This window comes from Blautia sp. DFI.1.216 (assembly GCF_020594215.1).
In the GTDB taxonomy this organism is placed as follows: domain Bacteria; phylum Bacillota; class Clostridia; order Lachnospirales; family Lachnospiraceae; genus Blautia_A; species Blautia_A wexlerae.
On record NZ_JAJDML010000020.1, the window covers coordinates 1 to 13,899 of the forward strand.

Sequence of the window (13,899 nt, forward strand, 5' to 3'; positions counted from 1 at the left end):
TCTGGAATGAATTTTGGCTACGTTACTGTGAACGGAGTGAACAGTAACGTATGGAGCAGGAAAACTGTTCGGCAAAATAAGAATATTTTTTTCAGGGGAGTTATGACGAAAGAATGAAGAGAGTAATCACATATGGCACTTTTGATCTTTTTCATAAAGGCCACTACAATATTATCAAAAGAGCAAAAGCACTTGGTGATTATCTGATCGTAGGTGTCACAAGTGAGAGCTTTGACATTGAGCGGGGCAAACTCAATGTGCGGGACAGCCTCATTAAGAGAATCGAGAATGTGCGAAGGACGGGGCTGGCAGATGAGATCATCATTGAAGAATATCAGGGACAGAAGGTCAATGACATCATTAAGTATGATATTGATGTCCTGGTGGTAGGATCTGACTGGAGAGGGAAATTCGATTACCTTAAGAACTACTGTGATGTAGTTTATCTGGAAAGGACCAAGAATATTTCCAGTACAAAGCTTCGCAGTGAAGGTGTTATCTTTAATATGGGAATCGTGACGGATGACATCCGGGATAATGATTTTGTGGAGGAATCCAAATATGTCAGCGGAGTTCATGTGGAACGTGTATTCAGCGAGGATCACGAGACTGCACAGAGATTCTGTGATAAATATGAGTTAGGTTCCTGCTGGAGCAGCTATGATGAATTTCTGGCAGATGTAGATATTGTTTATATCAAGACATCGCTGAACCGGAGAGCAGAATATATTGAGCGAGCGCTGAAAAAAGGAAAATATGTGATCAGTGATTCGCCCATGACACTTTCCTCAGAGAAACTGCGCTACCTGTTTCAGGTGGCAAGGGAGAACAATGTGGTTCTCATTGAACGGACCACACTGGTCTACCTACGGGCGTTTAATCAGCTGGTATGGCTGGTACACAGTAACCTGGTGGGAGATCTGGTAAGTGTCAAATGTGCAATCTCCCAGGATGATTTCGAGGGCGGCAGGACTTTTAATGAGACGGTCTGCACAGCTATCTGCGCAGTACTGAAACTGCTGGGAAAAAAATGCCAGGATATCAACACCAATGCGGTCCGCAATCAGGAAGGCCGTTTTGTATATGATATGATTTCCATGAAATACGCCGGTGCACTGGCGACTATTGAGATCGGAACAACGGTTGACATTGAGAATGAACTTGTGATCATCGGAAGCAACGGCAGGGTAACTATCCCTAATGACTGGTGGAACACCGGATACTTTGAAGCCAATATTTCAGGAAAAGAATTTCTGAAAAGGTACAGCTTTAACTTCGAGGGAAATGGTTTCCGCTATCTGCTGCAGGAGCTGATGATTATGATCAGAGACAAACGGACAGAATGTACCCGGCTTTTCTATGATGAGTCGGTAAGAATAATAGAAATTTTGGAAACAATCAACAGAAAGGACAATTCATGACGGAGAAACAGAAATACCTCCTGAAGCTTTTCAGGGAGGTTGATGAAATCTGCAGAGAACATAACCTCAGATACGTGCTGGCAGGAGGCTCCCTGATCGGAGCTCTCAGACATGAGGGATTTGTTCCCTGGGATGATGATGTAGACCTTTATATGCCACGTCCGGACTGGGAGAAATTCATAGAGATATGCAAAACAGAACTCCCGCCTGACAGAGAGATACAGTGTTCGGAGGTGGACAGAAACTATACAAATTCATTTCCGCGCTACGCATCCACCAATACCTGTGCCATCCATAAGAGCCAGATTATCGGGAAGGACTGTGGCGGAGAAATCATAGACATTCTTACACTGGATCCTGTTCCGGCTGACGACAAAGAATACGAGAAATATAGAACACACATGATGATCTACTCAGATCTTATCAATATTTCCGTAGGTTACAGTGACCGCTGGGAGATACCTGCATCCATGTATCTGAAGTATCTTCTTTCTTATATTTTTCTTGGTAAAAAAAGAACACTGGCAAAGCTTGAGAAGATCATGTTCTCTTATAAAGAAGAGGAATGTGACCGTTATGCCATGCGTTGGGGCGGCTGCCCATTTCTTTTTGATAAGGATATGATGTTCCCTGTAAAGGATGGCATCTTTGAGGGAAAAAAGGCAATGATCCCAAATAAGTGCAGTGACTATCTGATCTGGCATTATGGAGACGAGTGGTCATATATGCCTCCTCATGATAAGAGGGAGGGTCATGTAGCAGTGTGTGTAGATGATCTTCCTTATCAGGAGCTACGTGAAGAATACATGCCGAAGATCAATAAGGAAAGATTGCGCTGGGACAGTGTGTTCCGAAAGTTCTATAATATGTGCATTGCGAAAAAAAGCCATAAGGTCCGCCAGGATGGGCTTGCAATGAAAGCCCGCGCTGTTGCACTGGACCTGCAGAGAGCAATCGATGAATCAGGACTTAAGATCAGTGAGCTGGTGGAAAGCAGATCTTTCCGTAAGCTGAGTGCACTTTTTGGCTCTTATTATAAGAATCAGCTTAGTGCTGACTTTATCGGAAGAGAAGACTATACCAACATTTATGCTTTTTATCATCCAACACTTGTGGAGATACCTGACGATGTATTCTATGCGGCAATGCTTACTCTGTTTTATACAGAACGTGTGTCAAAGGCATATCGGATGATGCAGGTCCGTCAGCAGCTTGACCATCTGAGTCCTGAGATGGAGGGACTGAAAGAAGATATTGAGTTTTTCAGGAAAGCTGCGGATCATTATGAATTCCATCGGATAAAGGAGGCAGAACAGATCGTCAATGAGCTTCTGAAGAAATATCCGGGACATCCGGGATTTATGAAATTTAAGTGCAGGTTCCTGATGGAGGATGCGGGAGAGAACCGGATCGAAGCAGAACGTTTTCTTGATAAGGCTCTTAAGATGTTTCCTGAGGATGGTTATTTCCTGAAATATAAGGCAGATATCCTCTGGATGGATGGCGAGATGCAGAAAGCGGCAGAGCTTTATCTTCAGGTAAAGAATAAGACAACTAACGGAATTGTATGGATGGAGATGGACAGATTCTTCAGAGGATACAAATCTGAAATCCTGAAAAGCTGTGAAGAGCTTATTGCAAACCACAACAAGAAGGAGGCTCTCGCATTGATGGAGCTGTGGAGTCGTCTGATACCTGAGGATGATGATATCCAGGGAGCATTATATCTGGCAAAAACAGTGTGTGCACGTACGCAGAGCGAGATAGAGAAAGAAATCGGTGAAATCCGGGCTGTGATCGGCACACAGATGATCACGCCAGTCAGTGTGGAGAAAAATCCGGGAAAAAGCAGAAAACAGATAAAATCAGATAGAACATCAGATGAAACATCGGCTGATGATGTGAATAAAAAAGTATCAGATCCGTCAGCAGAAACTGAAGAAGTTAAAGCGTCGGCGGATATACAGGTTAAAGTTTCAGAAGAACATAAGATGTACAGGAAAGCTCTTACAAGAGCATGGAAGCGGCTGGGGTATTCCGATGAGCTTGCAGAACTGCGCACCCAGATCATCTGTACAGGTGAGGAGAGCGAACTGGAGTGGCTTGCAGAACAGGTACGAAACCGTCAGTTCCGCAGAGAAGAGAAAGCCTGCGCTTATAAGCTGGTGGGTGATGTCAGGATGAAACAGGGACAGACCAGGGAGGCTTTTGCAAATTATAGGAAAGCACTGGAATATGAGATGCCTTCTTATGTAAGAACAGAGCTGTACCGTATTTTTATCAATGATCTGAACGATGGCAGCAGACAGGCGAAAAGCTTTGGAAAGAAGACGGATATTACAGTTGTGCTTGATAAATGGCTTGATAAATATGAAAGTATTGAAGATATTAAGAAGATCGTGCAGACTGTAACTGTTAAGTGACATCAATAGAAATGGAGTAAAGAGTTGAACAAAAAACAAAAGGTGATTTTATCATTATTACAGGAAATCGATGAAATATGCCGCCGGAATAAAATAGAATATTACCTCTCTCCACGACTGACACTCTGCGCAGTGGAAGGGCATCCTTTCCCACAGAATCCCATGTTTGGAGTTGTGCTGATGAAAACAGCGGATATGGAACGGTTCCGTCTGGCTGTGGATGAAGATCCAAGGGAAAAGAGAGCGCTGGAATCCATGAAGAGCCACAAATGGTTCTCAGGATTTTATCTGAGATACACCAATACAGATACTCTGTGCCTGAATCTGGACAACACCAGAGACTACGCATTCCCGGGAATAGGAGTCAATATTTTTCCGCTCAGAACGCCGGCAGCTTCTGTAAAAGCAGAACGCAGATTATCCAGAGATGAGAATGCATGGACAGAGCTCTGTCATATCAACTATGCAGATAGAAATTTCAGGAGCAGGGTGAACCGTACAATTATGCGGCTGCAGTGCATGATAACCGGGCGCCAGGGACAGGCTGCACATTTGTATGACAGACTTGTCAGATCCTGCCAGCAGCCCGGAGCAAATAAATATATCCTCAAAAGAAGAAAACAGACTACCGTTTTCCCTGCAGAAATTTTTGCGCAGAGTAAACGTGTCACTCTAGAAGGTGCAGAACTCCAGGTTCCGGCAAAAACCGCAGAGTATCTTACCATAAGCTATGGAAAGAATTATAAAGATGCAAAGGAACCCCGCTATGTGACACCCATTGCGTTGGTGGTCAGTGCGAGAGTAAGCTATACACAGTTCTGGAAAGAATCCGGAAACTTTGAGAAATACTGTAAAGAGCGAATGAAAAATGCCCGCAAACTTGCCAGAAGCAGGCGGCACAAAGACTACTTCAATGAATGCTGGGATTATGTAGAGTTCTGTGGGGAGCGCATGAATCTGAGTGTTTCCTATGAGAAGCAGAAAGACTACATTAAGAACTTGTATAAGAATGAAGATTATATGACACTTGAGAGGGTATTTCGTCCCTATTTCAAGATGATGCAGAAGAGTCTGCAGAAGAATGAACTCTTTGCAGAGGACGAAGAGATTTTTGACATTTATGTAGACGTACTGGAGAAAACAGGAAAGACAGTACAGAGAAGTAAGATCGGCACGCTGATCTGACGGGAGGGAACATGAAACTTTCAGATTATATTGTTACGTTTTTGCAGAAAAAAGGAATCCGCCATTTCTTCGGCTATCAGGGAACCATGATCGCACATCTGGTAGACTCCATTGAGAGAAATCCGGAGACAGAGAATCATTCCGGTTACAATGAACAGGGGGCAGCTTTCGCAGCCTGCGGATACGCACAGGCGAAGGAAGAATGTGCCTGCGCCTATGCTACCAGCGGACCGGGAGCCATCAACCTTCTGAGTGGTGTGGCAGATGCCTATTATGATTCCCTGCCTGTGATCTTTCTCACAGGACAGCTGAACACTTATGAGTATTCAGGGATTAAGGGGCTGCGTCAGCAGGGATTCCAGGAGACAGATATTGTGGCAATGGCGAAACCGATTACCAAATATGCTGTTCAGATACGAAACCCTGAGGACATTGTGGAGGAATTAAATAAAGCATACCATATTGCAACCACAGGACGCAGAGGACCGGTGCTCATCGATCTTCCCATGAATATCCAGAGAAGTGAAGTGGAGAATCCGGTCTATGACATGACTTTTGAGGACAAACATACAGATGCAGCTGCAGCACAGCAGGCGGCAGATACGATTCTGGAAGCACTGGAACAGGCAAAACGTCCGGTGATCATGCTGGGCCATGGCGTGGACAGCAGCTTCAGCCAGCAGAAACTGATCCGCTTTGCACAGAAGAGACAGATTCCGATCATCACCAGCGTTCTGGCGAAATCAGTTCTGGGATACGACCATCCGCTGAATTTCGGGTGCATCGGCGGTGCCTATGGACACCGTTATGCAAATATGATCGCCAATGCAAAAAGCGATCTGCTTCTCTGCTTTGGCATTTCTCTGTGTACCAGGCAGATCGGAACCAAAGTACATGAATTTGCCAGAGGTGCAAAGATCATACGTATAGATATTGATCCATACAATCTTCAGAGAGATATCCATGAGAATGGTATCAATGAAGTGAAGCTGCAGGCAGAGACAGGTGCAGTAATCGATTGTCTTGCAAAAGCAGCAGCTCCGGATACAGAGGGGATCAGTGACTGGCTGAATGTCTGCACAGAGATTAAGGAAAATCTTCAGGCAGTTGATGATGCCACGCCGGAAAGATATCCGAACCGTATGATCGCAGACCTCAGTGATATGCTGGAGGATACCTCCGCGATCGCAGTGGATGTAGGACAGCATATGGTGTGGAGTTACCAGTCATTCAAGAATCATGAAGGACAGAAACTTCTCTTCTCCGGCGGACATGGAGCTATGGGCTACGGGCTTCCGGCAGCTATCGGAGCGTATTATGCAACCGGAAAACCGACCGCCTGCATCTGCGGAGACGGTGCACTCCAAATGAATATCCAGGAACTGGAGTGGGTGAAGAGAGAGAATCTTCCTGTTAAGATCATGGTTATGAATAATGAAGCACTTGGCATGATCCGTCACCTGCAGAGAGATTATTTTGACTGTCTGTTCGCAGGAACCACAGACGGCTGCGGTTTTGCTTCCTGTAATTTCGCAGAGGTGGCAAAGGCTTACGGCATTCCCGCACTGAGAATGCTCTGCGATGCAGTCAGAGAAGAAGCACCGGAATTTCTGGAAGGGGAAGGTCCGAAACTTCTGGAAGTTATGCTGGAGCATGGAACTTTTGCATATCCCAAGACCTGTCTGGGTGAACCGATCCATAATCAGCAGCCATATGCACCGAAGGAAGTTTATGACAGACTGATGGAATTGTAGGAGTGAAGAATATATTTCGGTAATGTGGAATATATAATTATAGAAGGAATTTTTTTGCAGGCAGTCCGTTTTATGGAAGTGGGGAGACTCCCGCATGACAGAGAACAGATCTGTCTGTATTATAGATGAATAAAAAGAGGGAATATAAAATGAGCAAGGTAACAGTGATCACAGGCGGCACCTCCGGAATCGGACGCGGTATTGTGGAGAAGATACTAGCAAACTCAGCAGAAGATGATCTGATCTTTGCCACTTACGCTCACAATGCATATAAAGCCAATGAATTCTGGGACAGCCTGAAACCGGAAGACCAGGAGAAGCTTATTATTCTGAAAGCGGACATGTCTTCCTATGACGATATGATGAATTTCGTCGGAGAAGTAAAAGAGAAAGCAGGACACGTAGACTGGCTGATCAGCAATGCGGGAATCAGCACTTACGATAAATTTCAGGATTACACTTTCGAGGAATGGAATAAGATCGTAAATACCAACCTGTCTGTACCTGTATTTATGGTCAAAGAATTTATGCCTGTTATGACAGAGGGCGGAAGAGTACTCTTCATGGGTTCCTATGCAGGGCAGCAGGCATACTCCTCCTCTTTGGTATACGGCGTGACCAAGGCTGCCATCCACTTCCTTACCAAATCGCTGGTAAAGGAATTTGAGCCAAAAGGCATCACAGTCAATGCCATTGCCCCCGGTTTCATCCAGACGCCCTGGCATGAGAACCGCACACCGGAAAGCTACGAACGCATCAACCGCAAGATCGCACTGCACAGATTCGGTGAGATCAAAGACGTGGCAGATATGGCGTACAGTATACTTACCAATAACTACATGAATGGAAGTATTGTAGATATCCATGGAGGATATGATTACTTCTGATAAAGTTCAACAGAAGAAAAGGATATGGGTATTTTCAGAAGAAATACCATACGGCGTCGGATAGCTGCGTTTCCTGTAAAAAATATGCGATGAAATATAGGCATAAATAATAAGAAAAGACTTGACTTAGGCATGCCATGTGTGATAAACTTGACAAGCGACATGGAAGTTAGGTCTTTTTTTTATGCCCGAAAAGATGACGGATACATCGTCCGGCATGAGGAAAATGACCATGCAAATGAAAACACTGGAGGTGGAAGTTGTGCGCGTTAAGATTACATTAGCATGTACCGAGTGCAAGCAGCGTAACTACAATATGACTAAGGAGAAAAAGAACCATCCTGAGAGAATGGAAACTCAGAAATATTGTAAGTTCTGCCGCAAACACACTCTGCATAAGGAAACAAAGTAATCCAAGGTAACTGGACGAAACAGTTACTCACAGAGAATTGTGAGGTCAGGCTATGCAAGGAAATGAAAAATCTGCTGGCAAGAGCCAGAAGAAGAGTTGGTTTCAGGGACTTCAGTCAGAATTCAGGAAGATTGTCTGGACAGACCGCAATGAACTGATTAAGCAGACTATCGTGGTAGTTTGCGTGTCGATCGTGCTTTGCGTACTGATCAGCGTCATGGATTCATTTATTCTCGAAGGCATTAATCTTTTAATGAAATAAGGATAAGGTGATTGTATGTCAGAAGCGAAATGGTATGTTGTTCATACTTATTCCGGGTATGAGAACAAAGTAAAAGTCGATATTGAAAAAACCATCGAAAACAGACACCTGGAAGACCAGATCCTTGAAGTTCGTGTTCCGCTGCAGGAAGTGGCTGAGCTGAAAAACGGGGCTCTGAAACAGGTTCAGAAGAAAATGTTTCCTGGCTATGTACTTCTCAACATGGTTATGAATGACGATACATGGTATGTTGTCCGTAACACCAGAGGTGTGACAGGCTTCGTTGGACCAGGGTCCAAGCCGGTACCGTTGACCGAGGAAGAGATGCTTCCTCTTGGTATCAAGAAAGAGGAAATTCAGGTCGATTTCGCAGAGGGTGATACAGTTGTTGTCACAGGCGGTGCCTGGAAAGATACCGTTGGTGTTATCACTGCCCTTAATGTGCAGAAACAGACAGCAACGATCAATGTTGAACTTTTCGGCCGCGAAACGCCGGTAGAAATTAGTTTCGCAGAAATCAAACAGATGTAACAAGCAAAGGTAACAATATCGTGGGAGGGACCATAAACCCCCGCCAATACCACATAGGAGGTGCCGAAAAATGGCAAAGAAAGTAACAGGATATATCAAATTACAGATTCCGGCTGGTAAAGCAACTCCAGCACCACCTGTAGGTCCAGCTCTTGGACAGCACGGTGTAAATATCGTTCAGTTCACAAAAGAGTTCAATGCAAGAACAGCAGATCAGGGAGACTTAATCATTCCTGTAGTTATCACTGTTTATGCAGACAGAAGTTTCAGCTTCATAACCAAAACTCCGCCGGCTGCAGTTCTTCTTAAGAAAGCTGCTAAGATCAAATCCGGTTCCGGCGTACCGAACAAGACAAAAGTTGCTAAGGTTACTAAAGCTCAGGTTCAGGAAATCGCTGAACTTAAGATGAAAGACTTAAATGCAGCATCCCTTGAAGCAGCTATGAGCATGATCGCTGGTACTGCAAGAAGTATGGGAATCGAAGTAGTTGATTAATTTTAATATTAAATAGTAAGTGGGAGGGCGTTCCCCGCAAATACCACAGGAGGTTATAGAAATGAAACGAGGAAAGAAATACGTGGAAGCTGCTAAAGCAGTAGACCGCGCTACATTATATGATACCGCAGAAGCTATCAGCTTAGTTAAAAAAGCTGCAGTTGCTAAATTTGACGAAACTATCGAAGTTCATATCCGTACAGGCTGCGATGGACGTCATGCAGACCAGCAGATCCGTGGTGCAGTAGTTCTGCCACATGGTACTGGTAAAAAAGTTCGTGTTTTAGTATTCGCTAAAGATGCTAAAGCTGAAGAAGCAAAAGCAGCAGGTGCTGAATTCGTAGGAGCTGAGGATCTTATTCCGAAGATCCAGAACGAAGGATGGTTAGACTTTGACGTTGTTGTTGCAACTCCAGATATGATGGGTGTTGTAGGTCGTCTTGGTCGTGTACTTGGACCGAAAGGTTTAATGCCAAACCCGAAAGCTGGTACAGTAACAATGGACGTTACTAAAGCAGTTCACGATATCAAAGCAGGTAAGATTGAGTACCGTCTTGATAAAACCAACATCATTCATGTTCCGGTTGGTAAAGCATCCTTTACAGAGGAACAGTTAAGCGACAACTTCCAGACGCTGATCGATGCTATCGTTAAGGCTAGACCAAGCACACTGAAAGGTCAGTATTTAAAGAGCGTTGTTATTGCTCCGACAATGGGACCTGGTGTGAAGATCAACCCGATGAAATTAGCATAATAGATTTTAGCAATTTAAGACTCCCGGGGATTCTCTGGGGGTCTTTTTGCGTTTCTTTTTTGGGGGTGGCGGGTATGGGGACGCACAGGAAAATATTTGTTTTCTGATACGGCTGCGGAGGCAGGAATACTAAGCTTCCGGAAATTTGCTAAAACCATGCCGGAAAAATTCAAACTCGCTTCGCTCAGACAGTGAATTTTTCCGGCATAACGCAAATTCCCGGAAGCTAAGTATTGCTACACCTCCTGTAGATGTATCAGAAAACAAATATTTTCCTGCGCTGAATGGTTTCGCGGGCGGGGGAAAACGGAAAGGTATTGGATATAGGGAGAAAGATACAATGTATGGGTGTGCAGGAATGGAAGATTACAGGATTTGGTAAGGGTGTGTTATAGTAGGGGGATGAATTAGAGATTTGTTAGATATATTTTTTCTGAGCAATGTTATAGAGGCAGACAGGAGGCGTTATTGTGGCTGGCAGGAGACGGAAAAAGAGCGGTGGAAGAAGTTATGCGTGGAGATACCGGGGCAGGATTGTGGCTTGTGTGTTTGTTGAGGTGATCATTATCTGTGCGCTGGTTATCATGATCGGATGGAATAAGGGCGTGAAGGAGTGGTTTGAGCAGTTTGAGCAGCCGGTTCTGAAGGAAGTGGATATCAGTGGTATCAACAGTCCGAATGCGATCCTGATGCAGGCCAGGGGAGGTAAGATTCTGGGTGAGATTAACGGGGAGGCTCAGATTTATCCGGCTTCTATGACGAAGATTATGACTGTGATACTGGGGATTGAGAATTTTGATGATCTGGATGAGAAGATTACTCTGACGAATGAGATGTTCTCCGGATTGTATGAGCAGGATGCTACACAGGCAGGTTTTCAGCCGGGGGAAGAGGTCCGGGTGATTGATCTTCTCTATGGTGCGATGTTGCCTTCGGGGGCAGAGTGCTGTATTGCGCTGGCAGATACGATCAGTGGTTCAGAGGCGGATTTTGCGGAGCTGATGAATAAGAAAGCAAGGAAGCTTGGAATGGAGAATACCCATTTCTGTGACTCTACAGGACTGCATAACCCGGATCATTACAGTACGGTTAAGGATATTGCTGTTTTGATGAAGTATTGCATTAAGAATGATACGTTTCGTGAGATTGTGGAGACCTCCAGACATTCTACCGGAGTTACAAATATCCACCCGGATGGAATTACTTACTACAGTACAATGTTTAAAAATCTGTCTGATCCGACAGTCACAGGTGGAAAAATCCTCGGTGGCAAGACCGGCTATACCAGTGAGGCAGGGCACTGTCTGGTGAGTTTTGCGGAGATTGAGGGCAGGGAATATATCTTTGTTTCCGCAGGTGCTTCAGGAGCAGATGGAAATACGATTCCGCATATTCAGGATGCTGTGACTGTTTATAACAGGGTTGGTGCGGCGGTTGAGGCGAAGATGAATGATAATAATAAATAAAATCTCCCACAAATTGTGACGCACATCTTGTGGGGAGCATTTTCGTTACTGTTCACTGGTAATATCCCGCGAGGTGTTTTTTGTGAGCAAAGATCACAGAAAACCCGAGACATACCGCGCGAATTTATGCGATCAGCATAAATTCTGTGCATCGCGAAGCGTGTTACTGCGAACGGAGTGAACAGTAACGCATTTTCCAAATACACTCTAATGTTTATAGATTTTTATAGACATATTTTTATGTATGTGATATAATCAATCACATACAAAAGAACGATACGGGCTACAGAGGAGGTGAAAGTGGTGACAGACAGACAAATACTGGAGGCTGTTTTGACAGAGGTCAGAGGATTTGGAACGCGAATGGATAAATTCGAAAGTCGAATGGATGGATTCGAAAGCCGAATGGACCGAATGGAAGAGCGTCAGAAGCGTTTTGAAGAAGAGACCAGAAATAACTTTGCAGATATCAAACTGCATTTGGAGAACATAACGGATAGGAATATTTCTATCCTTGCAGAGAATCATCTGAATCTTATCAATAAGATGGATGTGTCGGCTACCTGGATGAACAGGATTATGATTAATGAGGTTAAGATGAATGCTTTGACAGATCAGGTTGCCAGACTTCAGGCGAAATCCAGTTAAGCTTCCAATGATGAAAATACGAACGGATAAAAAGGGAGAACCATTGAGGTTCTCCCTTTAAAAGGTTTATTTTATGCGATTTTCCGATAGAATTATTCTCCGAAATATCTCTTAAGAAGACCTGCGAATGCTTTTCCGTGTCTTGCTTCATCTCTTGCCATTTCATGAACTGTATCATGGATAGCGTCAAGGTTAGCAGCTTTTGCACGTTTAGCAAGGTCTGTTTTACCAGCTGTAGCACCGTTCTCGGCTTCTACACGCATCTGAAGGTTTTTCTTTGTGCTGTCTGTTACAACTTCACCTAATAATTCAGCGAATTTAGCAGCATGTTCTGCTTCTTCATAAGCTGCTTTTTCATAGTATAAACCGATTTCCGGATATCCTTCTCTGTGAGCAACTCTTGCCATTGCAAGATACATACCAACTTCAGAGCATTCACCCTGGAAGTTTGCTCTTAAATCAGCCATGATGTCTTCGCTGGATCCCTGAGCAACACCTACAACGTGTTCAGCAGCCCATGACATTTCGCCATCCTGCTTTACGAATTTATCAGCCGGTGCCTTACATACAGGACAGGCTTCCGGAGCTTTCTCACCTTCATAAACATAACCACATACACTACATACCCATTTTGTCATAATTAAAATCTCCTTTTCTTTTTAATGAATTTATTAGGGATGCCAGAAAATAAATTGATTATCTCAGCATCGTTTAGTTCTTACTGCTTTCCGTCTGTGCGGTAGAAAAAGTAATTTTTTAATAATAGTAATTATTACTGTTTTCTGTGATTTAAGATTACCATACTTGATTGAAAAAGTCAAGTTTAATTTTAGCTTTTTTGCAACTTTTTATCATTAGTTGTTATTCCCAATTTGGCCACTAATGATGTAAGCAAAAACTACTTTGAACTATCAGAGTTGCCTTCTGTCTCTTTCAGGCAGTCCTCACACAGGCCGAAGAATCTGGCACTGTAATCAGTAATCTTTCCTTTGAAGTTCTCACCTGCAAGATCCATAATGTGGTGAATTCCCTCGCTTTCAAGGTCGATGATCCGCTCACATCTGATACACATGAAGTGGCAGTGCCTCTCGGTCCGCCCGTCAAAGTGATCCGCTCCGGCGAAAGAGGAAAGCTTCTTAATCTCTCCCAGATCAGCCAGCAGAGATAAGTTGCGATATACCGTACCGAGGCTGATATTCGGATAGATGAGCTTCATATTCTCATATACCACATCGGCAGTAGGATGATCTGTTCTGGTTCTTAGAAACTCTTTAATCGATTCCCTCTGACGGCTGTATTTCAGTGTCGCCATGGTATTCCTCCCTTCCCTGTTTACTCGCAAATGATTTATCATAACTGTTCAGGATAGTTGCAGTTATAATCTGTTCAATAACGATAATCATTACTGATATTGATACTATACAATATTGGATTGAAATTGTCAAGATATAAAATTATTATTTTATAGAATTGTTATAGTTTGGTTACTGAGAACGGAGTGAACAATAACGATGTGGGTTTACAAATCCACCAAAATGTGCTATATTTTCCCTATAACAGGAAATAACTATTTCCTATAGCTAACAGCGTTCCACGATCACAGAGCGGAGTGCTGTCACGAAATAACACAAACTCATTGAAGAAGAGAGTAGATCCGCAG

The 13,899-nt window shown here is 43.8% G+C and carries 15 protein-coding genes; 13 read left to right on the forward strand and 2 right to left on the reverse strand.

Annotation, left to right across the window (positions count from 1 at the left end; genetic code table 11):
- The first annotated feature begins 113 nt into the window (after window positions 1-113).
- From LJE11_RS09435 to LJE11_RS09490, 13 genes are all read left to right on the forward strand, one after another.
- The gene (locus LJE11_RS09435; protein WP_008705390.1) at window positions 114-1,421 is read left to right on the forward strand and encodes an adenylyltransferase/cytidyltransferase family protein; all 1,308 of its coding nucleotides are present in this window, start codon (window positions 114-116) and stop codon (window positions 1,419-1,421) included.
- Complete coding sequence (locus LJE11_RS09440) at window positions 1,418-3,844, forward strand: LicD family protein (RefSeq protein ID WP_008705388.1); 2,427 nt, start codon at window positions 1,418-1,420, stop codon at window positions 3,842-3,844. Before LJE11_RS09435 ends, LJE11_RS09440 begins: the two co-directional genes overlap by 4 nt.
- Window positions 3,845-3,868: 24 nt before the next feature.
- Complete coding sequence (locus LJE11_RS09445) at window positions 3,869-5,029, forward strand: LicD family protein (RefSeq protein ID WP_008705386.1); 1,161 nt, start codon at window positions 3,869-3,871, stop codon at window positions 5,027-5,029.
- Window positions 5,030-5,040: 11 nt separating this feature from the next.
- The gene (locus LJE11_RS09450) at window positions 5,041-6,783 is read left to right on the forward strand and encodes a thiamine pyrophosphate-binding protein (RefSeq protein WP_008705384.1); all 1,743 of its coding nucleotides are present in this window, start codon (window positions 5,041-5,043) and stop codon (window positions 6,781-6,783) included.
- 149 nt (window positions 6,784-6,932) lie between these two features.
- Window positions 6,933-7,670, forward strand: coding sequence for an SDR family NAD(P)-dependent oxidoreductase (locus LJE11_RS09455; protein ID WP_008705382.1), 738 nt, complete (start codon window positions 6,933-6,935; stop codon window positions 7,668-7,670).
- A gap of 262 nt (window positions 7,671-7,932) precedes the next feature.
- Window positions 7,933-8,082, forward strand: coding sequence for a 50S ribosomal protein L33 (rpmG, locus tag LJE11_RS09460; RefSeq protein WP_025578252.1), 150 nt, complete (start codon window positions 7,933-7,935; stop codon window positions 8,080-8,082).
- 52 nt (window positions 8,083-8,134) lie between these two features.
- Window positions 8,135-8,344 (forward strand): preprotein translocase subunit SecE, encoded by a 210-nt coding sequence (secE, locus tag LJE11_RS09465; RefSeq protein WP_008705380.1) that lies wholly within the window; start codon window positions 8,135-8,137, stop codon window positions 8,342-8,344.
- Between the two features lie 15 nt (window positions 8,345-8,359).
- Window positions 8,360-8,875 (forward strand): transcription termination/antitermination protein NusG, encoded by a 516-nt coding sequence (nusG, locus tag LJE11_RS09470; RefSeq protein WP_008705379.1) that lies wholly within the window; start codon window positions 8,360-8,362, stop codon window positions 8,873-8,875.
- 70 nt (window positions 8,876-8,945) lie between these two features.
- Window positions 8,946-9,371, forward strand: a complete 426-nt coding sequence (gene rplK / locus LJE11_RS09475) for a 50S ribosomal protein L11 (RefSeq protein ID WP_008705378.1) — start codon at window positions 8,946-8,948, stop codon at window positions 9,369-9,371.
- A gap of 61 nt (window positions 9,372-9,432) precedes the next feature.
- Window positions 9,433-10,125 carry a 50S ribosomal protein L1 gene (gene rplA / locus LJE11_RS09480; protein WP_008705377.1) on the forward strand — a complete coding sequence of 231 codons (693 nt, stop codon included), beginning with the start codon at window positions 9,433-9,435 and terminating at the stop codon, window positions 10,123-10,125.
- A gap of 470 nt (window positions 10,126-10,595) precedes the next feature.
- On the forward strand, window positions 10,596-11,591 hold the full coding sequence (locus tag LJE11_RS09485; protein WP_020993231.1) for a D-alanyl-D-alanine carboxypeptidase family protein: 996 nt from the start codon (window positions 10,596-10,598) through the stop codon (window positions 11,589-11,591).
- The gene (locus LJE11_RS20790) at window positions 11,588-11,653 is read left to right on the forward strand and encodes a DUF6783 domain-containing protein (protein ID WP_349826297.1); all 66 of its coding nucleotides are present in this window, start codon (window positions 11,588-11,590) and stop codon (window positions 11,651-11,653) included. The genes LJE11_RS09485 and LJE11_RS20790 overlap by 4 nt, the downstream gene beginning before the upstream one ends.
- 241 nt (window positions 11,654-11,894) lie before the next feature.
- The gene (locus LJE11_RS09490) at window positions 11,895-12,239 is read left to right on the forward strand and encodes a hypothetical protein (protein WP_227295887.1); all 345 of its coding nucleotides are present in this window, start codon (window positions 11,895-11,897) and stop codon (window positions 12,237-12,239) included.
- Window positions 12,240-12,331: 92 nt separating this feature from the next.
- On the opposite strand, the gene LJE11_RS09495 is transcribed toward LJE11_RS09490, so the two are convergent.
- Both LJE11_RS09495 and LJE11_RS09500 read right to left on the reverse strand, forming a co-directional pair.
- Window positions 12,332-12,877, reverse strand: a complete 546-nt coding sequence (locus LJE11_RS09495; protein ID WP_008705373.1) for an NADH peroxidase — start codon at window positions 12,875-12,877, stop codon at window positions 12,332-12,334.
- Window positions 12,878-13,137: 260 nt separating this feature from the next.
- Complete coding sequence (locus LJE11_RS09500; RefSeq protein ID WP_008705371.1) at window positions 13,138-13,551, reverse strand: Fur family transcriptional regulator; 414 nt, start codon at window positions 13,549-13,551, stop codon at window positions 13,138-13,140.
- Window positions 13,552-13,899 lie beyond the last annotated feature (348 nt).

Excerpts from the sequence above, each read along its gene's own strand:
- LJE11_RS09435 (WP_008705390.1), top strand. The coding sequence starts at position 114 with ATGAAGAGAGTAATCACATATGGCACTTTTGATCTTTTTCATAAAGGC.
- LJE11_RS09440 (WP_008705388.1), top strand. The coding sequence starts at position 1,418 with ATGACGGAGAAACAGAAATACCTCCTGAAGCTTTTCAGGGAGGTTGAT.
- LJE11_RS09450 (WP_008705384.1), top strand. The coding sequence starts at position 5,041 with ATGAAACTTTCAGATTATATTGTTACGTTTTTGCAGAAAAAAGGAATC.
- LJE11_RS09455 (WP_008705382.1), top strand. The coding sequence starts at position 6,933 with ATGAGCAAGGTAACAGTGATCACAGGCGGCACCTCCGGAATCGGACGC.
- secE (WP_008705380.1), top strand. The coding sequence starts at position 8,135 with ATGCAAGGAAATGAAAAATCTGCTGGCAAGAGCCAGAAGAAGAGTTGG.
- nusG (WP_008705379.1), top strand. The coding sequence starts at position 8,360 with ATGTCAGAAGCGAAATGGTATGTTGTTCATACTTATTCCGGGTATGAG.
- rplK (WP_008705378.1), top strand. The coding sequence starts at position 8,946 with ATGGCAAAGAAAGTAACAGGATATATCAAATTACAGATTCCGGCTGGT.
- rplA (WP_008705377.1), top strand. The coding sequence starts at position 9,433 with ATGAAACGAGGAAAGAAATACGTGGAAGCTGCTAAAGCAGTAGACCGC.
- LJE11_RS09495 (WP_008705373.1), bottom strand. The coding sequence starts at position 12,877 with ATGACAAAATGGGTATGTAGTGTATGTGGTTATGTTTATGAAGGTGAG.
- LJE11_RS09500 (WP_008705371.1), bottom strand. The coding sequence starts at position 13,551 with ATGGCGACACTGAAATACAGCCGTCAGAGGGAATCGATTAAAGAGTTT.